Below are 22921 nucleotides of genomic sequence, written 5' to 3' on the forward strand. Positions count from 1 at the left end.
GCTTAGCAGGCGCCGGAGCGTCGGCGGACTAGCCGGCTTCCTTCATCGCAGGAAATTACGCACACTCGGGCTTCCCTGGACGCAGCCTTCGCGCCGTCCGCCCGAATCCTGGAGTCTGGATGAGCACTTCCCCCGACCACGCCACGGGCCGTTTGCCGCGGCAGATTGGCTACATCATCGGCAACGAAGGCTGCGAGCGCTTCTCGTTCTACGGGATGCGCAACATCCTCACGCCGTTCCTGATCACCACCTTGCTGCTGTACATGCCCGAGGGGCAGCGCATCCTGGCGGCGAAGGACATCTTCCACACCTTCGTGATCGGCGTGTACTTCTTCCCGTTGCTGGGCGGCTGGCTCAGCGACCGCTTCTTCGGCAAGTACAACACCGTGCTGTGGATGAGCCTGGTCTACTGCGCGGGCCACGCCTGCCTGGCGATCTTCGAGCACAACCGGCTGGGCTTCTTCACCGGGCTGGCGCTGATCGCGCTGGGCGCGGGCGGCATCAAGCCGCTGGTGGCGTCGTTCGTGGGCGACCAGTTCGACCAGTCGAACAAGCACCTGGCGAAGATGGTGTTCGACGCGTTCTACTGGATCATCAACTTCGGCTCGTTCTTCGCGTCCTTGCTGATGCCGCTGTTCCTGCGCCACTACGGTGCGGCGGTCGCGTTCGGCATTCCCGGTGGCCTGATGTTCATCGCCACCGTGGTGTTCTGGCTGGGCCGCAGGCAGTACGTGATGGTGCCGCCGGGGCCGCCCGACCGGGACGCATTCTCGCGGGTGGTCCGCACCGCCTTGCTGGCGCAGCGGCCCGGCCAGGCGCGGCCCGGCTTGTGGGTCGCGGCGGTGGCCGTGGCTCTGGCGCTGGCTTCGTTCGCGCTGGTGCCGTCGCTGGGTTTCGTGATCTGCGCATGCATCGCGCTGGTGCTGCTGATCGGCGGCGTGGGCGGCGGCGCGTGGCTGCAGATGGATCGCGCGCGCGGCCTGCATCCGGATCACGCCGTCGATGGCGCACGCAACGTGCTGCGGGTGCTGGTGATCTTCGCGCTGACCACGCCGTTCTTCTCGCTGTTCGACCAGAAAGCCTCGACCTGGGTGGTGCAGGGTGGCGAGATGACCATGCCTTCATGGTTCGTGCCCGCGCAAATGCAGGCGCTGAATCCGCTGCTGGTGATGCTGCTGATCCCGTTCAACAACTTCGTGCTGTATCCGCTGTTGCGCCGGCTCGGCTACGAGCCCACCGCGCTGCGCCGGATGACGGCGGGCATCGCCTTCAGCGGCCTGGCCTGGATCGTGGTGGGCGGGTTGCAGATGGTGATCGACGGCGGTGATCCGCTCTCCATCGTGTGGCAGGTGCTGCCGTATGCGCTGCTGACCTTCGGCGAGGTGCTGGTGTCGGCGACCGGGCTGGAGTTTGCCTACAGCCAGGCGCCTACCTCGATGAAGGGCGTGGTGATGAGCTTCTGGAACCTCACCACCACAGTCGGCAACCTGTGGGTGCTGCTGGCCAACGCGGCGGTGCGCAACGACACGGTAACCGGGTCGATCGCCACCAGCGGGCTCAGCATCACCGCCTTCCAGATGTTCTTCTTCGCGGCGTTCGCGCTGCTCGCCGCGCTGGCGTTCGGCCTGTATGCGCGGCGTTACCGCGAGGTGGATTACTACCGGCCGGCCTGACCTGCGGATTACGCCGCGGCATCGACGCGCTTTTGCAGCGCCATCGCGGCGGCCGGGTTGCGGTGCTTGGCGGCGCTGATGAAGAACACGAACACGTCGCGCGGCGAGGCCTTTTTCTGCAACGCCGCGACGTGCGGCAGTTCGGCGACGTCATTGCCGGCGGCCCAGTCGCGTGCATGCCCGGCCCAGCGATCCAGCTCGGCCGGAGCGTAACCGGCGGGGTGGTCGTCTTCGCTGCGCATCAGCCGGGCGTAGCTGAAATCGCCGGTGAGGTCGGCCAGCGACGGGTACTTCGGCGAATCGGTGAACACGGTAGGGATGCGGTGGCTGCGCGCCAGTTCCACGTACGCGGCGTCGAGGAAGCTGGGGTGGCGCACTTCCAGCACGTGGCGCAGCGGCTGGCCGTCCAGTTCGCGGGGCAGGGTATCGAGGAAGGCGTCCAGGTCGTCGGCGTCGAACGGCCGCGACGGCGACAACTGCCACAGGATCGGCCCCAGCCGGTCGCCCATTTCCGCCAGGCCGCCATGGATGAAACCGCTGGCGCCCCTGGTCGCGTCGGCCAGGCGCCGGCTTTCCACCACGTAGCGCGGCGCCTTCAGCGAGAACACGAAACCTTCCGGCGTTTCCTTCGCCCACTTCGCGTAGGTGGCGGGCTTCTGCGCGCCGTAGAAGGTGCCGTTGATCTCGATCGCGCGCAGCTGGCGGCTGGCGTATTCCAGCTCGCGCCGCTGCACCAGCTTCGGCGGATAGAAGTTGTCGCGCCACGGCGCGTAGGTCCAGCCGCCGATGCCCACGCGGACGGTCGGGCCGTGCTGGGGCCGGGTGGCAAACAGGTCGTTCATGGTGATGTCTCCGGCAGCGGTTGGCGCAGGGTTTCGGCGACCACGATGCACACCACCAGCCACGCCGCGCCCGCGGCATAACCGGCCATCACGTCGCTGAAGTAATGCACCTGCAACAGGATGCGGCTGATCCCGATCATCCCGATCAGCAGCACGGCGGCGGCGATGATGGCGCGGTGGAAACGCGGCGTCAGCCGCAACAGCACATAGGCCAGCATGCCGTAGAACACCATCGCGCCGAACGCGTGGCCGCTGGGGAAGCTCCAGCCCGGCTCGACGATGAAGCCGTGGTCATGCAGCGGCCGCACCCGCTGGAACAGCGCCTTGAGCCCGCCGTTGATCGGCAGGATGCCGAACAGCGCGATGATCCACGCGCCAGCCAGTCGCCGATGTCTGCGCCACAGCAAGAACACGGCGATCACGGCGGACAGCGGCGCCACCCACAGCAGGTCGCCCAGGTGGGTGAGCATGGCGATCGCGCGCAGTACCGGCGTCGGCAACTGCGCGCGCAGTTGTTCGGCCAGCCCGGTGTCGAAACCCGGCAGCCTGCCGCCTTGCTGCGCGTTGACCGCGAAGGCAATGGCGGTGAAGGCCAGGGCCAGCACCAGCGCCAGCAGCAGGCCGACGTGCCGGCGCAGCACCACCGCCGGCTCGCCCCGATGGCGTGCGCGGTGCTGCCAGCGCGCGTTGTGCTGCCAGGCCAGGTCGCCGGCCAGCAGGGCCAGCAGCAACAGCAGCGCCCACAGCAGCAGCGCGTGCGCCGCGATCCATTCCGGCATGGCGTCCATCGTATGTGCGTTTCCGTGTCCGCTTTCGATCGCCCATGATCGGCGGTCGCCGGCGCGGCGTCGAGCCGGGCGGACCCGACATGACTTCCAGCGCTGGCCTTGCGCCGGATTTGCCGCGATAGTTGGGCGATCACCACCGGCGGAGTCTTCGATGTCCCAGCGACCCCTTTCCCTGCGTCTGGCGCTTTGCTGCGCGCTGCTCGTTTCCGCCACGGCTGCCTCGGCGCAGTCGCCCGCCGCGCAGTCGCCGCCGCCGGTATCCACCGGCGACCGCGCGCGGCCGATGCTGCCGGCGCAGTTGCAGGATTTCGGCGCCTACGTGGACAGCGCGCGCAAGACCTTCGACGTGCCCGGCATCGCGGTGGCCATCGTCAAGGACGGCAAGGTGGTGATGGAACAGGGCTTCGGCCTGCGCCAAATCGGCAAGCCGGACAAGGTCGACGCGCGCACGCTGTTCGCGATCGCTTCCAACACCAAGGCGTTCACCGCCGCCGCGCTGCAGCAGCTGGCCGACGCGGGCAAGTTGAAGATGGACGACCGGGTGATCGACCACCTGCCGTGGTTCCGCATGTCCGATGCCTACGTGACGCACGAAATGCGCATCCGCGACCTGCTGGCGCATCGCAGCGGATTGAGCCTGGGCGCCGGCGACCTGTTGTACTGGCCGCCGACTTCGTACTCGACCAAGGAAGTCGTGCAGCGACTGGCCCACGTGCCGATCAAGAACGGCTTCCGCAGCGGCTATGCCTACGACAACATCCTGTTCGCGGTAGCGACCCTGGTGATCGAGCAGGCCTCCGGCCAGAGCTACGCCGACTACGTGCGCGAACACCTGTTCCAGCCGGTCGGCATGGACGAGTCGCTGGTCGACATGACCTACCTGAAGCCGGGCATGGACGTGGCGATGGGGCATGCCAAGGCCGACTTCAAGGATATGCAGCCGGTGCCGCCGATGGCGTGGCTCAACGATCCGGGCGCCGGCGGCATCTATTCCAGCGTGCACGACCTGGCCAAGTGGATGAACGTGCAGCTGGCCGGCGGCGTGTTGCCGGGTACCGGCAGCGACGGCAAGCCGCAGCGCCTGTTCTCCGACAAGGCGCACCAGGAAATGTGGAGCATGCTCACCCCGATCCGGGTGGGCAAGCCGTCGGTTCCCGCCATGGCGGCGCTGACGCCGAACTTCTCCGGTTACGGTGAAAGCTGGTTCCTGTCCGACTACCGGGGCCAGAAACTGGTCTGGCACACCGGCGGCTGGCCGGGCATGGTGTCGCGGGTGACCCTGGTGCCGGGACAGAACCTGGGCGTGGTGGTGCTGACCAATGCCGAGTCCGGCGCCGCGTTCAACGCCGTGACTTATCGGGTGCTGGATGCGTATCTGAATCCGGACCAGAAGACCGACTGGGTGGCCGTGTACGACAGTGCGGTGAAGAAATCCGAGGCGAAGGCCGACGACAGCCTGGCCAAGCATGAGGCGGCGCGCGACCGGCACAGCAAGCCGTCGCTGGCGCTGGCGAAGTACGCCGGCACCTATCGTGATCAGTGGTATGGCGACGTCATCGTCAGTCGCGAAAACGGCAAGCTGCGACTGCGCTTCTCCAAGACCGCGCAACTGGTCGGCACCATGACGCCGTGGCAGCACGACACCTTCACCGTGCGCTGGGACGATCGCACGCTGAACGCCGACGCCTTCGTCAATTTCGACCTGGATGTGGACGGCCATATCACCGAAATGCGCATGCAGCCGATCTCGCCGCTGACCGATTTCAGCTTCGACTTCCAGGACCTGCGCATGGTGCCGGTCGACGCGAAGCCGGACGCCGACTGACGATGCTCTGCGGCCGGGGCAATCGCGCCCCGGCTGATGCTTGCCAACCCCGGGGGACGTGGAGATGCGTGATTTGCGTGTTGCGGCGATCGTGTTGGGCTGCGGCCTGTTCGCCAGCGTGGCGGTGGCGCGCACCGAGGCGCCGGTGGCGCACAGCCCGTTCCATGTCGAATTGGGTCAAGCCTTGACCCAGCCAACATCGGGACGGTTGCTGTTGTTTGCGGTGGACGCCAAGGCTGCCACGGCAGCGGCCAAGGACGGCAAGGTCGAGCAAGTCGACGCCAGCCCGTTCGGTGCCACCCAGGCATCGGTGGCCGCGCGCGAGGTCAGCCGGCTGGTGCCGGGGCAGGGCGTGGACATCGACGCGGACGCACTGGCCTTTCCGGCCGGCTGGTCGCAGCTGCCACCGGGCGACTATCTGGTCCAGGCCGTGCTGGACGTGAACCACGACTACAACTACGGCGGACGTGGCGCGGGCGACCTGGTCAGCGACGTGGTGCGCATGCATCTTCCGGCCAGCACCACGCCGACCCTGCAACTGGCCCGCGCGCTGCCGGCGGACGCGCCGTGGACGCTGTCGCCGTCCACGCCCGAAGAAGTACGCAAGGCGTTGCCCGACGCGCGCAGCCATTCCCGCCCGATCGATTTCATCAGCCCTGCGTTGAGCGCGTTCTGGGGGCGGCCGATCCACATGCGCGGCTGGGTGGTGCTGCCGCCCGGCTACGACACGAACGCGGCGTCGGGTTATCCGGTGGTCTACAGCACGCACGGTTTCGGCGGCAATGCCGATCGTTTCACCGGCAGCATCGCCCGCGTGTGGCAGAGCATGAGCAGCGGACAGATGCCGCCGATGATCTGGGTGTTCCTGGACGAGTCCAGCGCCACCGGCACCCACGAGTTTGCCGACTCGGTCAACAACGGCCCGTGGGGCCAGGCGCTGACCACCGAGCTGATTCCGCAGCTGGAGTCCCGCTACCGGATGGACGGCAAGGCGAACGGCCGTTTCCTCAACGGCCACTCCTCCGGTGGCTGGGCCACCTTGTGGCTGCAGACCCGCTACCCGAAGGTGTTCGGCGGCACCTGGTCGACCTCGCCGGACTCCAGCGACTTCCATGACTTCACCGGCGTGGATCTGTACGCGCCCCATGCCAACGTCTATCGCCGCGCTGACGGCACGGCGTATCCGCTGGTGCGCGACAAGGGCAAGGTGCTGGCCAGCTTCGAGGACTTCGCCAGGCTCGAACGCGTGCTGGGCGAATACGGCGGCCAGATGGCCTCGTTCGACTGGGTGTTCTCCCCGCGCGGAGCGGATGGCCGGCCGATGCCGATGTTCGATCGCGACACCGGCGCGGTCGATCCGGCGGTGGTCGCCTACTGGCGCGACCACTACGACATCGCTCACCTTGTCCAGCTCAACTGGCCGCAGCTGAAGGCCGATCTCGATGGCAAGATCCATCTCTACGTGGGCACCGCCGACACGTTCTACCTCGACGGCGCCGCGCACCGCCTGAAGGCGGTGCTGGACGGTTTGCACGCCAGCTCGGATTTCCATTTCCTGCCTGAGCGCACCCACTTCGACCTGTACGTCGTGGGCAAGGACCGCATGGGACTGCTCAAGCAGATCAGCTGGGAAATGTATGCGATCGCACGACCGGATTCGAAACTGAAACCCGTCGCCGCACCCTGACCGGTGCCGTTGCAGCAGTGAGTGCAGGCCGGCCAAGCGCCGGCCTGCGGCTACCAGGCGCCGGGCGTCAACCCGGTGCGGGCTGCCACGGATCGTAGCTGCCGAAATACCACAGATGGCCTTCCGGATCGTGGCAGCTGTAGCCGGCGCCGCCGTAGTCCATTTCGGCGTAGTCGTCGACGATCACCGCGCCGGCGGCCCTGGCCTGCAGGTAGTGCGCCTTGCAGTCGGTCACGATCACGCAGGCGCACTGGGTCTCGCGACCGCCGATCTCGTCCGGTTGGGCGATGTGCCGGCCGAACGCGTTGTCGCGTACCTCGCCGAGCATGACCATGCCGTTGCCGTAGGTGAGCTGGGCGTGCTCCACGCCGCCCTGGTCGTTTTCGTACACGGCGTTTTTCGTGAAGCCGAACGCCTTGCACAGCCAGTCGATGGCCGCGTGCGCGTCGCGATAGCGCAGGCAGGGAATGATGGTGCTGCCCGAAACAGGGGTCGAGATCATGCTGCTGACTCCGTTGCGAAGAGTGCGCTCAGGCTAGCGCGATCGAACAGTCCGCGCTTCCGTCGGCTGTCGTTCCCCGTTCCGTTCGGGCTGGGCGTAGTGCCGCAGGCGCGAAGTCGAAGCGGCCAGCCGCTCACCCCTGGCCGTCGATGCTCTCGTCCAGCGGCGGCAGCGTGCGGACCAGCATGCTTTGCGGACTGCTCATCGGCAGTTTCTCGCTGCGCAGGCGCTCGAGGATCTCGAACAGCAGATCGCTTTTCACGCCGCCGACCTCGCGCGGGCTGCCCACGTAGGCCACGCAGTTGAAGGTCATCGCGCCGGCGGTGACGTTTTCCAGCTGCACGTACGGCGCCGGCGTGGCCAGCGTGCCGTGGTGGGCGCGCAGGATACCCAGCACCAGTTCGCGCACCTTGCCCGCATTGGTGTCCAGCGGCATCGGCAGCTTGATCTGCACGCGGCCCAGGGCGTTGGCCTGGGTGACGTTGCGCACGTTCTGGGTGATCAGCTGCGAGTTCGGCACGATCACGGTGGAGCGGTCCCACATCTGGATTTCGGTGGCGCGCACGTTGATGCGGCGGATGTCGCCCTCGACGTCGCTGGACAGGCTGACCCAGTCGCCAACCTTCACCGGCCGCTCGACCAGCAGGATCAGGCCGGAGATGAAGTTCTGCACGATCGCCTGCAGGCCGAAGCCGATGCCCACCGACAGCGCGCTGACGATCCACGCAATGCTCTTGAGGTCCACCTGCAGCGCGGCCAGGGTCAGCACCACCACCAGCAGCCCGCCGAGATAGCCGAGCAGGGTGATGATGGATTCCTGCATGCCCCGATCCATCGCGGACTTGGGCAGCAACTGTTCGCGCAGCCAGCGCTTGAGCACGCGCAGCACCAGCACGCCGGCCAGCAGCACCAGCACGGCGGTGATGATGCTGGCCGGGTTGATCGGCAGCTCGCCCAGCTTCAGGTTGCCCAGGGTCTGCCGGGCGCTCACCAGCAGATCGCCCGGGCCGGCGCCGAACGGGGTGAGCACGGTGGCCAGCGCCACCAGCACCAGGCCCACGCGCACGATGCCCACCAGCAGCACGTTGGCCTGTTCCAGCTTGTGCGACGGCAGGGTCAGGCTGGCCTGCAACCGCTGGCCGCCCCGCCCGCGTGGCGACAGCAAGGTGTTGATCAGGTCGGTCAGCAAATGGACCAGCAGGTAGGTGGTGGCGAAGATCAGGCCGACCCAGAGCATCTGCCTGGCCAGGAAGAAGGCCATCGCGATGAAGCCGGTGGCCACGCACAGCCAGCTGACCACCACGCCGAGCGAGGCCGCCGCAACCAGCAGGCTGACCCACACGGGTCGCTGCACGGGCTCGCCGCCGTCCCGGGCCAGTTCGCTGCGGCTGCGGCGCAGGCGCCACAACGCCGCGCCGATCAGCCCGCTGATGACCAGGGCGAACAGTCCGCGGGTGGCAACGGTGGCGGGCAGGCTGGTGCCGATCGTGCGGGTGGTGCGCTCGACCATCCCGGCCAACAGCGCTGCGGCGGCAAGCAGCCACGGAAACGGCTGCAGCCATTGCGCGGTGAGGTCCGACAGCGCGGGCAAACGCCAGGAAGGACGCCGTACCGACAGCAGGGCGCGACCCAGCCCGGTGATGAAGGCGGCCAGGCAGACCAGCCGCACCAGGGACGTCATCAGATTTTGCGTGTCGTCGTCGAGAACGTCGTTCCAGTTCAGTCCCGTGTAGGCCAGTTGGGCGGCGAGCCCGGTCGTCAGCACGGCAGTCAGCGCCACCGCGGTGGCCATCGCGCTGCGCCGCAGGTGTCCGTCCGGCACATGGCGGGCGGCCAGCGCCAGCAGCAGGCGCTCCAGCAGCCAGCGGCCGCCGGCCAGCAGCAGCACGGCCGCGGCCAGGCACCACAGCAGCGGCTGCCGGTTCGGCGGTTGCCAGGCATCGTTGACTGCCGCGGTGAAACGCGAGCCCAGGCGCTTCAGGCGCACCAGGTCATCGGGAAAGGTGCGCACGGGGCCGGCCCAGAACGCACGGCTGAATGGCGTGGGCGTGCGCGAGGCCAGCCGCGCCTGGAACTGGTCGTTGCGCAGGCCAGTGATCTGCGCGGCCAGTTGCATCGCGTTCTGGTTGAGCAGTTGCGACTGCTTGATCTGCGCGTCGAGGTCGGCCTGCGCCTTGTCCAGCTTCCGGCGTTGCGCCGCCACTTCCGGCGCTTCGGCCGGTGCTCCCTTCGCCGGCGCCGGACCCAGCACGGCCAGTTGGGCCTGCAAGGCGGTCATCTGCGGCGCGAGACTGGCGGTGAGCTGGCGCGACTGATCCTGCACGGCCAGCGCGGTGCTGCGCAGGTCGGCCAGCGGCGCATCGGGTGTGGAGTTCTTCAGTGCAAGCTTCACTTCGTCGAGCTGGCTGCCCAGCTGGTCCAGCGCCTGTGCCGGCGACACCGCCGCGGTATCGGCTGCGGCACTGTCCTGCGCATGCAGGGTGGCGGCACCGAAGATCAGCAGGAGGGAGAAGGCGAGGCGAGGCAGTCTGGACATCCGCGCATGATCGGAGCGCGTCCGCGGGTGGTCAATCGCGGCGTGCCGGCAAGCGCTCGCCGGCGTGGCTGGCGTTCAGATTGGGCCTGCGTCGACCAGCTTCGATATTGCCCGCCCGTGAGCATGCCGCCGACTTGCCGCACAATACACGCCCGTCAACATCCGGGTTCTCCATGATTTTCCGCTGGTTCGAGTCCCTCATCGACGCGTTCAAGGAACCCGTCGACGGCATGCCGCCGCAGTCGGTGTGGCGCTTCTACGCGTTCTACCTGCGCCAGGTGTGGCCGGTGTTCGCCGTGGCGATCGTGCTGGGTTTCGTGGTGGCGATCATCGAGGTGTCGCTGTTCGGCTTCATCGGCAGCATCGTGGACATGGCCAGGGGCGCGCCGCCGGCGGATTTCTTCCGGCAGCACGGCAACGAACTGCTGTGGATGGGTTTCGTGGCGCTGATCGCGCGGCCGCTGGCGATCGGTACGCACGACCTGCTGGTGAACCAGGCCATCGTGCCCAGCCTGACCAACCGCATCCGCTGGCAGAACCATCGCTACGTGATCCGCCAGAGCCTGGGCTTCTTCCAGAACGATTTCGCCGGCCGCATCGCCAACCGCATCATGCAGACCGGCGGTGCGCTGCGCGAATCGGCGGTGCAGATCGTCGATGCGATCTGGTACGTCAGCATCTACACCGGCAGCGCCATCGTGCTGTTCGCCCAGGCGGATTTCTGGCTGGCCGCGCCGCTGTTCGCCTGGGTGTTCGCCTACGTGGGCCTGCTGGCGTTCTTCGTGCCGCGGCTGAAGCAGCGCTCGTGGAAGGCCTCGGAGGCGCGCTCGAAACTGATGGGCCGGATCGTGGACGGCTACAGCAACGTGCTCACGCTGAAGCTGTTCGCGCATACGCGCCGCGAGGAAGCCTACGTGGCCGAGGCGATGATGGATCAGACCGACAAGCTGCGCCGGATGACCCGCATCACCACCGCGCTGGACGCCAGCATCACCACCCTCAACGGCTTCCTGATCGTGGGCACCTCGGCGCTGGCGTTGTGGCTGTGGAGCGAGGGTCGGGTGACGGTGGGCGCGATCGCGCTGTCGACCGGGCTGGTGATCCGCATCAACAACATGTCCGGCTGGATCATGTGGGTGGTCAACGGCATCTTCGAGGATGTGGGCACGGTGCAGGACGGCATCACCACCATCGCCCAGCCGCGCGCGGTGCAGGATCGCGACGACGCGGTGCCGCTGGCGGTGACCGACGGCGCGGTGCGCTTCGAGCAGATCCATTTCCACTACGGCAAGCAGGGCGGGGTGATCGCTGGACTCGACCTGGCCGTGCGCGCGGGCGAGAAGATCGGCGTGGTCGGGCCGTCCGGCGCGGGCAAGTCCACCCTGGTCAACGTGCTGCTGCGGCTGTACGACCTCGAGGCCGGGCGCATCCTGATCGACGGCCAGGACATCGCCCGCGTCACCCAGGAAAGCCTGCGTTCGCAGATCGGCGTGGTCACCCAGGACACCTCGCTGCTGCATCGCTCGATCCGCGACAACCTGTTGTATGGACGTCCGGACGCCAGCGAGGCGCAGGTTGCCGAAGCGGTACGCAAGGCCCGCGCCGACGAGTTCATTCCCGCCTTGAGCGATGGCGGAGGCCGCCGCGGCTACGACGCCCTGGTCGGCGAGCGCGGCGTGAAGCTTTCGGGCGGCCAGCGCCAGCGCATCGCGATCGCCCGCGTGCTGCTGAAGGATGCGCCGATCCTGGTGCTGGACGAGGCCACCAGCGCACTCGACTCCGAGGCGGAAGCGGCGATCCAGGAAAGTCTCGACCTGCTGATGCAGGGCAAGACGGTGATCGCCATCGCCCATCGCCTGTCCACCATCGCCCGGATGGACCGACTGGTGGTGCTGGACAAGGGACAGGTCGTCGAGACCGGCACGCACGCCGAACTGATCGCGCGCGAGGGTTTGTACGCGCGGCTGTGGAAACGGCAGACCGGCGGCTTCGTGGCGGCGGAGGATGCGCCGGCCTAGTTGGCGGTTGCGGCGGGCGTGAGTTGCGGGCTCAACATGTTCCGCTGCTGCAGCAAGCGGGTTTGCCCGCCGTCGCCGCGCTTTCCAGTACCTCGGCCGCGGCCGCCAGTGCACGCGCCGCGGCGGCGCCCTTGCGTTCGCTGTAGCGGCTGACCAGGTAGTCGCTGCGCCCGCGCACCAGCAGGGTGAACTTGAACAGCTCCTCCATCACGTCCACCACGCGGTCGTAGAACGGTGACGGCTTCATGCGGCCGTCGGCGTCGAACTCCTGCCAGGCCTTGGCCACCGAGGACTGGTTGGGGATGGTCACCATGCGCATCCAGCGGCCCAGCACGCGCAGCGCATTGACCACGTTGAACGACTGCGAGCCGCCGCTGACCTGCATCACCGCGAGCGTGCGCCCCTGCGTGGGCCGCACGCTGCCGTCTTCCAGCGGCAGCCAGTCGATCTGGTTCTTGAACACACCGGTGATCGTGCCGTGCCGCTCGGGGCTGACCCATACCTGGCCTTCGGACCACAGCGACAGCGCGCGCAATTCCTGCACCTTGGGATGGCTGGCCGGCACGCTGTCCAGCATTGGCAATTCGTGCGGGTCGAACACCCGCGTCTCGGCGCCGAACTGGCGCAGGATGCGCTCGGCTTCCAGCGCCAGCTTGCGGCTGAACGATTGCGGGCGCAGCGAGCCGTACAGGATCAGGATGCGCGGCGGGTGGTCGGCGTCGGCCGGCAAGGCCAGCTTGGCCAGGCTGGGCGTGTCCAGCGCTTCGGCGGCGATATGGGGCAGATCCTGGATCGGCACGGTGCGGTTCCTGTTGCCTTGGTTTGATGATTCTATCATTATGGAAATATGGAAACCAATCCGGAATCGCCGCCATGCATCCGTGTCGCGTCCTGTTCATCTGCACCGGCAACTCGGCCCGCAGCATCCTTTCCGAGGCCACCCTCAATCACCTGGGCAAGGGTCGCTTCGCGGCGTTCAGCGCCGGCAGCCGGCCGACCGGGCGCGTCCATCCCCGGGCGATCGAAGAACTGAAGGCCCATGGCATCGCCACCGAAGGGCTCGCCAGCAAGTCGTGGGACCGCTTCACCGAGGCGGGCGCGCCGCCGTTGGACATCGTGATCACGGTTTGCGACAACGCCGCGAACGAGAGCTGCCCGGTGCTGTTCGGCGACTTCGTGCAGAGCCATTGGGGCCTGCCCGATCCGGCCGCGGCCCAGGGTGCGGACGCCGCGGCGGCGTTCCGGCATGCCCGCGCGCTGATCGTGCGGCGGATCACGGCGTTGCTGCAGCTGCCGGTGGAAACGATGGGGCGCGAGGAGCTGAAACAGGCGCTTGACCGCATCGGCAGCAGCATCGGCGAAGAAGCAGACGCATGAATCAGGCAATCGCGACCCGCGCGGTTCCCTCGGACGGCGCCCGCATCGGCTTCTTCGAGCGCTGGCTCACGCTATGGGTCTTGCTGTGCATCGTCGCCGGCACGCTGCTGGGCCAGCTGCTGCCCGGCGGCTTTGCGGCGCTGGGCGGCATGCAGGTGGCCCGGGTGAACCTGCCGGTCGCGGGGCTGATCTGGCTGATGATCATCCCGATGCTGCTGAAGATCGACTTCGGCGCGCTGGGCGGCGTGCGCCGGCAGTGGAAGGGCATCGGCGTCACGCTGTTCGTCAACTGGGCGGTAAAACCCTTTTCGATGGCGCTGCTGGGCTGGATCTTCATCCGCCACCTGTTCGCCGGCCAGTTGCCGGCGGCGCAGCTCGACTCCTATATCGCCGGCCTGATCCTGCTGGCCGCCGCGCCGTGCACGGCGATGGTGTTCGTGTGGAGCAACCTGTGCCGTGGCGAGCCGACGTTCACGCTGAGCCAGGTGGCGCTGAACGACGCCATCATGGTGGTGGCGTTCGCGCCGATCGTGGCGCTGCTGCTGGGCATCTCCTCGATCACGGTGCCGTGGAATACGTTGCTGTTGTCGGTGCTGCTGTACATCGTGGTGCCGGTGGCACTCAGCATGCTGCTGCGGCGTCGGCTGCTGGCGCACGGCGGCGAGACGCGGTTGCAGCAGCTGCTGCAGCGGCTGGGCCCGGTGTCGCTGGGTGCGCTGCTGGCCACCCTGGTGCTGCTGTTCGGTTTCCAGGGCCGGCAGATCCTCGCGCAGCCAGCGATCATCGCGCTGCTGGCGGTGCCGATCCTGATCCAGGTGTATTTCAACGCCGGCCTGGCGTACTGGCTCAATCGCCGCTTCGGCGTGCCGCATTGCGTGGCCGGTCCCTCGGCGCTGATCGGCGCCAGCAACTTCTTCGAGCTGGCCGTGGCCACCGCGGTGGGCCTGTTCGGCGTGCATTCCGGCGCGGCGTTGGCGACCGTGGTGGGCGTGCTGATCGAGGTGCCGGTGATGCTGTCGGTGGTGCGCATCGTCAATCGCAGCAAACGCTGGTATGAATCGGCATAGACAGCTGGAGCAGCACCATGCAGAACAAGCAGGCCATCACCATCCTCGCCGCGCTCGCCCAGGAGTCGCGCCTCGCGGTCTACCGACTGCTGATCGAGCACGCGCCGGAGGGACTGGCGGCCAGCGCGATCGCGGAAAAGCTGGGCCTGCCCAACGCCACGCTGTCCTTCCATCTCAAGGAGCTGTCGCATGCCGGCCTGGTGAGCAGCCGGCAGAGCGGGCGCTACATTTATTACGCGCCGGTGATCGAGGTGATGAACGACCTGATCGGCTATCTCACGGATCACTGCTGCAGCCAGTCCGGCGGCAGCTGCGCGCCGGCCAAGCGCGTCGCCGGCGGCGGCAAGCGGCGGCCGGCTTCGGCTTGATGCAGGGGGCGATCGATGACCTGGCAACGCTCCGGCGTACTCAACCCGGGATGGCGGCCGGGTCCATCCAGAACGCTTCCCACACATGGCCGTCCGGATCGGCCAGGTCGCGGCCGTACATGAAGCCGTGTTCCTGCACGGGATTGATGTCGGCCGTGCCGCCGTTCGCCGCGGCCGTGTCGTTCATGGCATCGACTGCGGCACGGTCATCGAGGGAGAGCGCCAGCATCACCTCGCTGGCGCCGGCGTCCGGTATCGGCCGCTCGGTGAAGGTGCGCCACTTGGCGTGGGTGAGCAGCATGACGTGGATGGTCTCGCTCCACACCATGCACGCGGCGGTGTCGTCGGTGAAGTGGGGGTTGTTGACGAAGCCGATGGCGGCATAGAAGTCCATCGACTTCCTGAGGTCGGCGACCGGCAGGTTCACGAAGATCATCTTGGGCATGGGGGTTTTCCGGTGGTGGCGGCGGGGAGCGACGGTGCTCTTCATCCGGACGACGATCGGCGCGCGGCGATTTCGACACGGCGGGGAAGCCTGCTGTCGCCGCCGTGGCTGCGTTCAACGATCGCGGAGGTCCGGCGTCGCCACGCCCAGTGAACGGCAATGGCGTTCGTACTCCGCCCATTGGCTGCTGGCCGATGCACGTCCGGTCACCACGCCGCCGGGGCCGAGGAACTCGACCGTGCCCATCACGATCACCAGCGCCAGCATCGGCTCGTCGCCGACGATTTTCCACCAGTCGGTGTTGCCCGGCGGTTCGTAGACGTAATCGCCGGGACCGATCAGCTCGCCGGTGCACAGCTTGCGGGTGCCGCTGAGGTTGTAGGCGTGGATCTCGCCGGTGTGGCGATGCAGCGGCATCACCGTGCCCGGTTCCATGCGCAGCAGTTCGACGAAGCCGCGGTCGTCGGCGAAGAAGCGCAGCGGGCTGGACGACTTGCCGGGGCTGGAGGAGGGCACCCAGTGCCGCGCGGCGGCGGTGCTGAAGCGGGCGGGCAGGTAGTCGTGCAGGCGGGTGGATGGCGTGGTCATGGGCGTGGCTCAGGCGGCGATGGCGGAAAGGTAGATGTCGAACGAGGCATCCACCGCTGCGCGGCCGCCGCCGATGATGTTGCGGCCCCAGGTGAAGCCGTAGACGTCCTCGAACGCGTAGCCGGCCAGGCGCGTCTGCATGCCGCGCACGGCCTCGGGCGGCATCGGCGTGAAGTTCGGATAGCTGTGCATGAACGAGACGTGGCGGCGGTTGCTCACCACGTGCGGCGCGTCGCCGGAGAACAGCGCGCCGCCGGGCCGCGGTCCGTCCTTCCAGTGCAGCACCGTGCTGCCGGGGAAATGGCCGCCGCTGCGGATCAGCGTCACCGCATCGGACAGGCGGTACGCGTCGCCGCGCCAGAACTGCACGTTGGGCGAGGGCCGGCGTACCCAGTCACGGTCCGCCTCGTGCAGCAGGATCGGCACGTTGCCGAGCGCCTCGCTCCACTCCAGCATCGAGGCGTAGAAATGCGGATGCGAGATCGCGATCAGGTCCACCCCGCCGCGCGCCTGCAACGCGGCGACGGCTTCGTCGGTAACCAGGCTCAGCGATTCCCACAGGATGTTGCCCGCGTCGGTGGGCAGGTACAGCGCGCGCTGGTTGATCGCGAAATCCGGCGCCAGGCCGATGCCGAGCACGCCGGCTTCGTCCTGCATGCGCAGTGTGTGGGTGGCTTTCAGCGCCTGGTGGGTCGTCCACGTCTGGCCGTGCGCGCCGACGTACTGGCGCTCGTCCTCGCAGACGGCGCAATGCCCAGGAGTGTTCGGGTATTGGGTGCCGCAGGTTTCGCAGATGGCTTTCGTCATGGTCTGGTCTCGCTTGGGGCGGGCGGTGCCCGTACGGTGCAGACTCTAGGCATAATCTGGACCCTTGGTTGATCCATTCGTGAGAGATTCGATGGAACCAGTTTTCCCGTTCCCGGTGCTGCTGCCGCGCGGCGCCGGCTCGCTTACACAGGCGCTGCACCAGCAGTTGCGCGCGGCGATCCTCGATGGCCGCCTGCCGCCGCACGCTGCGCTGCCCGCCACGCGCAAGGTGGCCGAGGCGCTGGGCGTGGCGCGCAATACGGTGGTCGCCGCCTACGACCTGCTGATCGCCGAGGGCTATGTGGTGCCGCGCCAGGGCGCCCGGCCGCAGGTCGCCGAATTCGCGCGGCGCCGGTCGAGGCCAGCGCGCGCCGGCGTGGACGAATCGCGTCTTGCGCCGGCGTGGCGCACGCCGTTCCTGCAGCCGTCGCCCGCGCGCAGCCTGCCCGAGCGCAATTTTCGCCTGGGCATTCCGGATCACCGGCATTTCCCGCACGAGGTCTGGCGTCGGCTGATGGCGCAGACGCTGCGCAGGAGCGCGCGCGAACCGTTCGCCTATGCGCCGTCGCAAGGCATCCCCGCCTTGCGCGAGGCGATCGCGCAGCACGTGGCGTTCGCCCGCGCGGTGGCCTGCAGCGCCGACGACGTGATCGTCACCTCCGGCGCGCAGCAGGCGTTCGACCTGATCGCCCGCCTGCTGGTCACGCCGGGGCAGACGAAGGTGGCGGTGGAGGAGCCGGGTTACCCGCCGGTGCGCGCCGCGTTCGCCGCAGCCGGCGCTCAGCTGGTGCCGTTGCCGGTGGATGACGAAGGCCTGTGCGTCGAGCGCCTGCCCGAGGACGTGCGCATCATCAGCGTCACCCCGTCGCACCAGTCGCCCACCGGCGTGGCGATGTCGCTGCGCCGTCGCGCGGCCTTGCTCGACTTCGCGCGCCGCCATCACGCCGTCATCGTCGAAGACGACTACGACGGCGAGTTCCGTTTCGGCGGCCGCCCGCTGGATGCCCTGCAGACGCTGGATCGCGACGCCCTGGTGTTCTACGTCGGCACCTTCTCCAAGAGCATGTTCCCCTCGCTGCGCAAGGGCTTCGTGGTGGCGCCGGCGTGGGCGCGCAGCGGGCTGGTCACGGTCAAACACTGCGTCGACTCGCATTGCGACGGCATCACCCAGGCCGCGCTGGCCGCCTTCATCCGCGACGGCCATCTGGCGCGGCATGTGCGCCACATGCGGCCGATCTACGCCGCGCGGCGCGAGGCTTTGCTCGACGGTCTGCAGCGCGGGCTCGGTGAATGGCTGCAGCCGATCCCGTCCGAAGCCGGTCTGCATCTGGCCGCGCGCCTGCGCGACTCGGCGCGGGCGTCGAAGCTCATGCCAGTGGTGTTGCGTGCCGCCGCCGGGGCGGAAGCCACCGCCGACTACGCGATGACACGCGATGTCGAGCCGGCGGTGACCTTCGGCTACGGCGTGATCGACGCGGCGGATATTTCGGCGGCGCTGGCCGGCCTGCGCCGGTCGTTGCGAAAACTCTAGGGGGTCACGCGGTCACGCCCGGATCGGCGTGGCGCCAGCGTCGTCGTCATGCGGACGCCGCGGTCCTTCATCCTCCGGCGAAGGGCTGTGCTGCGCGGGCGGCATGGCAGGATCGGGAAGGTCCGGAGCCTGCCCGCCGCGACTGAGTTCGCCGCGCCAGCGCGGCAACGCGTCGGGATAGTGGGCCTGGATGAAGGCGATCAGGCCTTCGCGCACCAGGCAGCGAAGGTCCCAGCCACGACCGGAATCCGAGGTGCTGACCAGGGCGCGCAGCTGCGTCAGTTCCTCGCGCAGCGGCGCCAGCGGTGTGCGGTAGTTGATATGGACCATGCCGATCAGCTACGCGCTCTGCCGGGTTCAGTTGAGGTAGGGCCCCGCGCGTCTTTTCTTCCTGGCCAGCAGGCGGTTACGCATCTCGTGCGGGTCGGCATCGCTGTTTGGATCGACGATCAGGTTGGCTGCCAGCGTGAGGTCGAGCAGCCGGTCTTGCGTCATGGGCGCCAAGGCGCCCGTCGTCTTACAGCCTTGGCCTGGGCGGTGCACATTCGATACCGCTCAGTCCGGCCGAGGCGACCAGCTCATCGATGAGAGCCTTGCCCGCGTCATTGACATAGATGCGGGACTTCGCTGTCGCGGGGTCTTTGAAAACGGCCGCCTCGACCGGCACGTTCGTGGTGTCAAACACTTCCAGCCGTATGTGTCCGAGGTCGTTTCGCGCCGAACGCTCGAGATCCACGCACGGCACCAGGTGGGTGACGTTGTAGAAATATCGCGTACCGGGTTCTGCTTCGTTATAGAACTCACGCGGGTCGAGGCCGGTTTCGGTGCGGAGCTCCAGCAGCTGCCCGAATCTTGAGAGGAACGGGCCAAGTACCGCGTAGGCGCGACCGTTCAATACGAGAGCACCTGGCACCATGACACTGACGTCGGCAGGCGGGCGTTTATGTTTTTTGCGCGAGCTATCGGCAAAGCCGACGTGGGGCACCCTTTTCCAGTTGAGCGGCTCGCCGTTGACATCAAACAAGTAGGCGCGCATGTCACTCTTATCGAGCGGAACCGTCATCGCGTAATCGTTGATGGAAGCGCAACGCAATTCCCAGATTTTCATCAAAATATCCATGTCAAAGTGGGAGCAGGCCTGACAATATATCCGCCCTGAGAGATTTCAACGTCGCGCGGCATTGATGGGTATCTCCTGGCTCTACGTCCCGTAGTTTGTCGTACACCGCAAAATGGTATTCAGGATGGTGATGCGGATCGTGGCGTGGTGCGTTGGGATAGTCGGGCAGCTTGTTGGCGAAGCGGGGCAGGAAGACCCCATTGTCGGCATCGTTGATGCCAATGCCGCAGCCGAAGAGCCGTATGCGCGAAAGATCTGCTGCCGAATCGCGCCAAGCGACAATGTGATGAGCACACACGTCCACTTGGCGCGGCTGTTTGGTTCCGTGGACGATGTTCCGGGACAAGGTTCGCCGATGGTTGTAGCCCCGATCTTCGGCATTGGCACTTAACACCTCCGCCGAAGTCGGCAGTGTCATGCCGTTGAGGTAACGCACGCGCGCCTTTTCCTTCCTGGTCAGCAGGCGGTTGCGCATCTCGTACGGGTTGGCACCGCTTTTTGGATCGACGATCAGGTTGGCTGCCAGCGTGAGGTCGAGCAGCCGGTCTTGCGTCATGGGTGCCAATGCACCCGTCGCCGGGAGATCGCTCGGTTTCTTCGTCATGGCCTGTCCTTGGCTGTTCGTGAATGCGTGATTGTTCCTGGCGTGGTGCCAGTATGCCACGGCAGAGGACGCCAGCGTCCTCATGCAATAGGGGGCGGGCAATACAACATGACTGACAGGCTCTGTGCCGTCGTCTTACAGCCTTGGCCTGGGAGGAGCACATTCGATTCCGGTCAGTCCAGCCGAGGCAACCAGCTCATCGATGAGAGCCTTGCCGGCGTCATTTACATAGATGCGGGACTTCGCTGTCGCGGGGTCTTTGAAAACGGTCGCCTCTATCGGCACGTTCGTGGTGTCGAACACTTCCAGCCGTATGTGTCCGAGGTCGTTTCGCGCCGAATGCTCGAGATCCACGCACGGGAGCAGGTGGGTGACATTGTAGAAATACCGCGTACCGGGTTCCGCTTCGTTATAGAACTCACGCGGGTCGAGGCCGGTTTCGGTCTTAAGCTCCAGCAGTTGCCCGAATCTCGAGAGGAACGGGCCAAGTACATCGTAGGCATGTGCGTTCAACACGAGCGCACCCGGCACCATGGCACTGACGTCGGCGGGCGGGCGTTTAAGCTTTTTGCGCGAGTGGTCTTCAAGGCCGATGCGCGGCACCTTGTCCCAGTGCAGTGGCTGGCCGGTGATGCGAAACAACTTGGCGTGTATGTCGGCGTTGTCGAGTGCAACCACGATCGCATGATCGTTGACGGGGGTGTAACGCAATTCTCAGATCGTCATTTGGTAGTGTCCACGTCAGAGCGGAAGCAGGCCGGACAAGATATCCGTCTTCAGCGATTTCAACGTGGCGCGGCATGTCCGGGCATCATTTGGCTCATCGTCCTGCAGTCTGTCGTATACGGCCAAATGGTATTCCCTGTGGTGGTGCGGGTTGTGGCGTGGCGCGTCGGGATCGCCGGGCAGCTTGTGGTCGAAGCGGGGCAGGAAACCCCCATCGTCGACATCGTTGATGCCAATGCCGCAATCGACAAGCAAGTCGCGAGAAGGCTTCGCTGCTGAAGCATGCAACGCGACAATATGATGCGCGCACGCGTCCGCCGGCCGCGCCTGCTTCGTTCCTCGGACGATGTTCCGGGACAAGGTTCGTCGGTGGTTATAACTCCGGTCTTCGGCGTTGGCGCGAAGCACCTTCGCCGAAGTCGGCAACGTCATGCCATTGAGGTGCCGCAGGCGTGCCTTTTCTTCCCTGGTCAGCGGGCGGTTGCGCATCTCGTACGGGTTGGCACCGCTGTTTGGATCGACGATCAGGTTGGCTGCCAGCGTAAGGTCGAACAGCCGGTCTTGCGTGATGCGGCGGACATCTCGGTGGCGCTGGCCGGCCTGCGCCGGTCGTTGCGAACACTGTAGGGCGTCACGCGGTCACGCCCGGATCGGCGTGGCGCCAGCGTCGTCGTCATGCGGACGCCGTGGTCCTTCATCCTCGGGCGAAGGGCTGTGCTGCGCGGGCGGCACGGCAGGATCGGGAAGGTCCGGAGCCTGCCCGCCGCGACTGAGTTCGCCGCGCCAGCGCGGCAATGCGTCGGGATAGTGGGCCTGGATGAAGGCGATCAGGCCTTCGCGCACCAGGCAGCGAAGGTCCCAGCCACGGCCGGAATCCGAGGTGCTGACCAGGGCGCGCAGCTGCATGGCGTGTTCGTCGGTGTCGGTCACCTGCAGGATGCAGACGCGGCGATCCCACAGTTCCGACTGGTCGCACAGCCGCGTCAGCTCCTCGCGCAGCGGCGCCAGCGGCGTGCGGTAGTCGAGCTTGAGATACACCGTGCCGATCAGTTGCGCGCTCTGCCGGGTCCAGTTCTGGAACGGGTTTTCGATGAACCAGTTCAGCGGCACCACCAGCCGTCGTTCGTCCCAGATGCGCACCACCACGTAGGTGCCGGTGATCTCCTCGATGCGGCCCCATTCGCCTTCGATGATCACCACGTCGTCGAGCCGGATCGGCTGGGTCAGGGCAATCTGCAGGCCGGCGATCAGGTTGCTCAGCACGGGTTTGGCGGCCAGTCCGATCGCCAGGCCCGCCACGCCGGCCGAGGCGAGCAGGCTGGTGCCGAGCTGGCGCACGCCGGGAATGGTCATCAGGATGATCGCGGCGCCCAGGATGATCACGATGACGTCGGCGGTGCGCCCGAGTACGCGCACCTGGGTCACCACGCGGCGCGCACGCAGGTTGTCGGCCACGTCCATCGGATGGTTGCGGATCGCGGCGTCCTCGAACGCGCCGATGCAGCGCACCACCAGCCACGTACACGCGCCCAGCAACGCGATCAGCGAGAGATGCTGCAGCAGGGTGAACAGCGGCGAGACGCTGGCGGGCCAGGTGCGCAGGCAGATCGCCAGCGCCAGCAGTGGCAGCACCCACTCCATCGGACCGCTGGCGCGGCGCAGGAGATCCGAAAGCACTGGTTGCCGCGCCGCCACGCGGTCCAGCGCGGCGTAGGCCGCGACGCGCACGAGCAGGGCAAGCATCAGGCCGGCCACCAGCGCCAGGCCAAGGCGTGCCCACGGATCAGCGGCCAAGGTCGAGAGGAAATCGCTCAGCATGATGTCCAGCCTGCCGCTTTCGATGTGGAAGAAATGTCGGCTGGCGGACGGGCGTGGGCGCATGCGCGCGAAGAAGGGCACCCTTCGGTGCCCTTCGTTCGTTGCCGAATCGCAAGTCGGTCAGCTGGCACGATCAGCTGGCGTGGAACGCCTGCTTGATGTCGCGCATCTGGTCATGGCCGTTGCGCACCGAGGTGTAGACATCGGCGATCACCGACAGCGTATGGGGCGAGATCTCATCGTCCTTCATCGCGTCCTCGAATTTCGACTTGATGTGATCCTCGCCGCGTTCGACCTCGTCGACCACGGCCTTGTTGTCGGCCTTGGTGAGGCTGGTGCGCAGGTTGACGAACATCCGGTGCGCCGAGGCCAGCACGGTGCCGTCGTCCTCGGGTTTGCCGCCCAGCGAGCGCACGCAGTTCTGCAGGGCCGACGCCGCGGTGCGGCGCTCGCCGGAGCGCGCGCGGAACAGCGAGACCAGCGGTTCGCTTTTCGCATCCTTGGCCGCTTCGGCGTAACCGTCGGCGCTGTCCAGGGTGGTTTCGATCAGGCTGTTGAGGGTCTTGATGTCGTGTTCGTTGTTCATGAGTTCTCCTTGC

24 protein-coding genes are annotated in these 22921 nt (G+C 67.1%); 8 read left to right on the top strand and 16 right to left on the bottom strand.

Annotated elements, in window-relative coordinates:
* The first annotated feature begins 119 nt into the window (after positions 1-119).
* Positions 120-1673: an oligopeptide:H+ symporter gene (locus tag I6J77_RS07055; protein WP_204111090.1), complete on the top strand. Its 1554-nt coding sequence runs from the start codon at positions 120-122 to the stop codon at positions 1671-1673.
* Positions 1674-1681: 8 nt separating this feature from the next.
* Here I6J77_RS07055 and I6J77_RS07060 read toward each other — a convergent pair whose 3' ends face one another.
* Both I6J77_RS07060 and I6J77_RS07065 read right to left on the bottom strand, forming a co-directional pair.
* Positions 1682-2515, bottom strand: a complete 834-nt coding sequence (locus I6J77_RS07060) for a DUF72 domain-containing protein (protein WP_204111091.1) — start codon at positions 2513-2515, stop codon at positions 1682-1684.
* Complete coding sequence (locus I6J77_RS07065; RefSeq protein WP_239309215.1) at positions 2512-3294, bottom strand: phosphatase PAP2 family protein; 783 nt, start codon at positions 3292-3294, stop codon at positions 2512-2514. Before I6J77_RS07065 ends, I6J77_RS07060 begins: the two co-directional genes overlap by 4 nt.
* Positions 3295-3454: 160 nt before the next feature.
* On the opposite strand from I6J77_RS07065, the gene I6J77_RS07070 reads away from it, so the two are divergent.
* Positions 3455-5128, top strand: coding sequence for a serine hydrolase (locus I6J77_RS07070; protein ID WP_204111093.1), 1674 nt, complete (start codon positions 3455-3457; stop codon positions 5126-5128).
* A 64-nt stretch (positions 5129-5192) separates the two neighbouring features.
* The gene (locus I6J77_RS07075) at positions 5193-6815 is read left to right on the top strand and encodes an esterase family protein (RefSeq protein ID WP_204111094.1); all 1623 of its coding nucleotides are present in this window, start codon (positions 5193-5195) and stop codon (positions 6813-6815) included.
* A 67-nt stretch (positions 6816-6882) separates the two neighbouring features.
* Here the strand turns inward: I6J77_RS07075 and I6J77_RS07080 are convergent, their stop codons facing one another.
* Together I6J77_RS07080 and I6J77_RS07085 are read right to left on the bottom strand one after the other, a co-directional pair.
* Positions 6883-7317, bottom strand: coding sequence for a VOC family protein (locus tag I6J77_RS07080; RefSeq protein ID WP_204111095.1), 435 nt, complete (start codon positions 7315-7317; stop codon positions 6883-6885).
* A 133-nt stretch (positions 7318-7450) separates the two neighbouring features.
* Positions 7451-9853 (bottom strand): DUF3772 domain-containing protein, encoded by a 2403-nt coding sequence (locus I6J77_RS07085; RefSeq protein ID WP_204111096.1) that lies wholly within the window; start codon positions 9851-9853, stop codon positions 7451-7453.
* 176 nt (positions 9854-10029) lie between these two features.
* On the opposite strand from I6J77_RS07085, the gene I6J77_RS07090 reads away from it, so the two are divergent.
* Complete coding sequence (locus tag I6J77_RS07090) at positions 10030-11871, top strand: ABC transporter ATP-binding protein (RefSeq protein WP_204111424.1); 1842 nt, start codon at positions 10030-10032, stop codon at positions 11869-11871.
* A gap of 31 nt (positions 11872-11902) precedes the next feature.
* Here I6J77_RS07090 and arsH read toward each other — a convergent pair whose 3' ends face one another.
* Positions 11903-12670, bottom strand: a complete 768-nt coding sequence (gene arsH, locus I6J77_RS07095) for an arsenical resistance protein ArsH (protein WP_204111097.1) — start codon at positions 12668-12670, stop codon at positions 11903-11905.
* Between the two features lie 74 nt (positions 12671-12744).
* Here arsH and I6J77_RS07100 point away from each other — a divergent pair, with 74 nt between their 5' ends.
* Genes I6J77_RS07100 through I6J77_RS07110 form a run of 3 tightly spaced genes read left to right on the top strand, consistent with a single transcriptional unit; the run spans position 12745 to position 14683 of the window.
* Positions 12745-13248 carry an arsenate reductase ArsC gene (locus I6J77_RS07100; protein ID WP_204111098.1) on the top strand — a complete coding sequence of 168 codons (504 nt, stop codon included), beginning with the start codon at positions 12745-12747 and terminating at the stop codon, positions 13246-13248.
* Positions 13245-14315: an ACR3 family arsenite efflux transporter gene (arsB, locus tag I6J77_RS07105; RefSeq protein ID WP_204111099.1), complete on the top strand. Its 1071-nt coding sequence runs from the start codon at positions 13245-13247 to the stop codon at positions 14313-14315. Before I6J77_RS07100 ends, arsB begins: the two co-directional genes overlap by 4 nt.
* 17 nt (positions 14316-14332) lie before the next feature.
* Positions 14333-14683 (top strand): helix-turn-helix transcriptional regulator, encoded by a 351-nt coding sequence (locus tag I6J77_RS07110; protein WP_204111100.1) that lies wholly within the window; start codon positions 14333-14335, stop codon positions 14681-14683.
* A gap of 40 nt (positions 14684-14723) precedes the next feature.
* Here the strand turns inward: I6J77_RS07110 and I6J77_RS07115 are convergent, their stop codons facing one another.
* The 3 genes from I6J77_RS07115 to I6J77_RS07125 form a co-directional block, all read right to left on the bottom strand.
* Positions 14724-15128 (bottom strand): VOC family protein, encoded by a 405-nt coding sequence (locus I6J77_RS07115; RefSeq protein ID WP_204111101.1) that lies wholly within the window; start codon positions 15126-15128, stop codon positions 14724-14726.
* A 114-nt stretch (positions 15129-15242) separates the two neighbouring features.
* Positions 15243-15716, bottom strand: coding sequence for a cupin domain-containing protein (locus tag I6J77_RS07120; protein WP_204111102.1), 474 nt, complete (start codon positions 15714-15716; stop codon positions 15243-15245).
* Positions 15717-15725: 9 nt separating this feature from the next.
* On the bottom strand, positions 15726-16523 hold the full coding sequence (locus I6J77_RS07125; protein WP_204111103.1) for an MBL fold metallo-hydrolase: 798 nt from the start codon (positions 16521-16523) through the stop codon (positions 15726-15728).
* 91 nt (positions 16524-16614) lie between these two features.
* Here I6J77_RS07125 and I6J77_RS07130 point away from each other — a divergent pair, with 91 nt between their 5' ends.
* Complete coding sequence (locus I6J77_RS07130) at positions 16615-18054, top strand: PLP-dependent aminotransferase family protein (protein ID WP_204111104.1); 1440 nt, start codon at positions 16615-16617, stop codon at positions 18052-18054.
* A gap of 12 nt (positions 18055-18066) precedes the next feature.
* Here I6J77_RS07130 and I6J77_RS07135 read toward each other — a convergent pair whose 3' ends face one another.
* The 8 genes from I6J77_RS07135 to I6J77_RS07170 all read right to left on the bottom strand — a co-directional run bounded on the left by I6J77_RS07135 (position 18067) and on the right by I6J77_RS07170 (position 22908).
* A complete protein-coding gene (locus tag I6J77_RS07135; protein WP_239309216.1) occupies positions 18067-18384 on the bottom strand; it encodes a hypothetical protein in 318 nt (105 codons plus the stop codon).
* A 27-nt stretch (positions 18385-18411) separates the two neighbouring features.
* Positions 18412-18549, bottom strand: coding sequence for a hypothetical protein (locus tag I6J77_RS07140; RefSeq protein WP_204111536.1), 138 nt, complete (start codon positions 18547-18549; stop codon positions 18412-18414).
* A 22-nt stretch (positions 18550-18571) separates the two neighbouring features.
* Positions 18572-19162, bottom strand: a complete 591-nt coding sequence (locus I6J77_RS07145; protein ID WP_204111105.1) for a hypothetical protein — start codon at positions 19160-19162, stop codon at positions 18572-18574.
* A gap of 13 nt (positions 19163-19175) precedes the next feature.
* Positions 19176-19778: an AHH domain-containing protein gene (locus tag I6J77_RS07150; RefSeq protein ID WP_204111106.1), complete on the bottom strand. Its 603-nt coding sequence runs from the start codon at positions 19776-19778 to the stop codon at positions 19176-19178.
* Between the two features lie 135 nt (positions 19779-19913).
* Positions 19914-20489: a hypothetical protein gene (locus I6J77_RS07155; RefSeq protein ID WP_204111107.1), complete on the bottom strand. Its 576-nt coding sequence runs from the start codon at positions 20487-20489 to the stop codon at positions 19914-19916.
* 30 nt (positions 20490-20519) lie between these two features.
* Complete coding sequence (locus I6J77_RS07160) at positions 20520-20993, bottom strand: AHH domain-containing protein (RefSeq protein ID WP_204111108.1); 474 nt, start codon at positions 20991-20993, stop codon at positions 20520-20522.
* Between the two features lie 150 nt (positions 20994-21143).
* Positions 21144-22385, bottom strand: a complete 1242-nt coding sequence (locus tag I6J77_RS07165; RefSeq protein WP_239309218.1) for a mechanosensitive ion channel family protein — start codon at positions 22383-22385, stop codon at positions 21144-21146.
* 70 nt (positions 22386-22455) lie between these two features.
* Entirely contained in the window at positions 22456-22908 is a 453-nt protein-coding gene (locus I6J77_RS07170; protein WP_204111109.1) for a PA2169 family four-helix-bundle protein, read from the bottom strand.
* Positions 22909-22921: the final 13 nt, after the last annotated feature.

Source organism: Rhodanobacter sp. FDAARGOS 1247, assembly GCF_016889805.1.
In the GTDB taxonomy this organism is placed as follows: Bacteria; Pseudomonadota; Gammaproteobacteria; order Xanthomonadales; family Rhodanobacteraceae; genus Rhodanobacter.

Bases quoted from the DNA above. Each gene is read 5' to 3' on its own strand.
- I6J77_RS07065 (WP_239309215.1), bottom strand. From the start codon at position 3,294: ATGCCGGAATGGATCGCGGCGCACGCGCTGCTGCTGTGGGCGCTGCTG.
- I6J77_RS07115 (WP_204111101.1), bottom strand. From the start codon at position 15,128: ATGCCCAAGATGATCTTCGTGAACCTGCCGGTCGCCGACCTCAGGAAG.
- I6J77_RS07145 (WP_204111105.1), bottom strand. From the start codon at position 19,162: ATGAAAATCTGGGAATTGCGTTGCGCTTCCATCAACGATTACGCGATG.
- I6J77_RS07060 (WP_204111091.1), bottom strand. From the start codon at position 2,515: ATGAACGACCTGTTTGCCACCCGGCCCCAGCACGGCCCGACCGTCCGC.
- I6J77_RS07140 (WP_204111536.1), bottom strand. From the start codon at position 18,549: ATGACGCAAGACCGGCTGCTCGACCTCACGCTGGCAGCCAACCTGATC.
- I6J77_RS07085 (WP_204111096.1), bottom strand. From the start codon at position 9,853: ATGTCCAGACTGCCTCGCCTCGCCTTCTCCCTCCTGCTGATCTTCGGT.
- I6J77_RS07120 (WP_204111102.1), bottom strand. From the start codon at position 15,716: ATGACCACGCCATCCACCCGCCTGCACGACTACCTGCCCGCCCGCTTC.
- I6J77_RS07125 (WP_204111103.1), bottom strand. From the start codon at position 16,523: ATGACGAAAGCCATCTGCGAAACCTGCGGCACCCAATACCCGAACACT.
- I6J77_RS07150 (WP_204111106.1), bottom strand. From the start codon at position 19,778: ATGACGAAGAAACCGAGCGATCTCCCGGCGACGGGTGCATTGGCACCC.
- I6J77_RS07080 (WP_204111095.1), bottom strand. From the start codon at position 7,317: ATGATCTCGACCCCTGTTTCGGGCAGCACCATCATTCCCTGCCTGCGC.
- I6J77_RS07070 (WP_204111093.1), top strand. From the start codon at position 3,455: ATGTCCCAGCGACCCCTTTCCCTGCGTCTGGCGCTTTGCTGCGCGCTG.
- I6J77_RS07160 (WP_204111108.1), bottom strand. From the start codon at position 20,993: ATGCGCAACCGCCCGCTGACCAGGGAAGAAAAGGCACGCCTGCGGCAC.
- I6J77_RS07110 (WP_204111100.1), top strand. From the start codon at position 14,333: ATGCAGAACAAGCAGGCCATCACCATCCTCGCCGCGCTCGCCCAGGAG.
- I6J77_RS07100 (WP_204111098.1), top strand. From the start codon at position 12,745: ATGCATCCGTGTCGCGTCCTGTTCATCTGCACCGGCAACTCGGCCCGC.
- I6J77_RS07170 (WP_204111109.1), bottom strand. From the start codon at position 22,908: ATGAACAACGAACACGACATCAAGACCCTCAACAGCCTGATCGAAACC.
- I6J77_RS07075 (WP_204111094.1), top strand. From the start codon at position 5,193: ATGCGTGATTTGCGTGTTGCGGCGATCGTGTTGGGCTGCGGCCTGTTC.
- I6J77_RS07055 (WP_204111090.1), top strand. From the start codon at position 120: ATGAGCACTTCCCCCGACCACGCCACGGGCCGTTTGCCGCGGCAGATT.
- I6J77_RS07165 (WP_239309218.1), bottom strand. From the start codon at position 22,385: ATGCGCCCACGCCCGTCCGCCAGCCGACATTTCTTCCACATCGAAAGC.
- I6J77_RS07135 (WP_239309216.1), bottom strand. From the start codon at position 18,384: ATGGTCCATATCAACTACCGCACACCGCTGGCGCCGCTGCGCGAGGAA.
- arsB (WP_204111099.1), top strand. From the start codon at position 13,245: ATGAATCAGGCAATCGCGACCCGCGCGGTTCCCTCGGACGGCGCCCGC.
- I6J77_RS07130 (WP_204111104.1), top strand. From the start codon at position 16,615: ATGGAACCAGTTTTCCCGTTCCCGGTGCTGCTGCCGCGCGGCGCCGGC.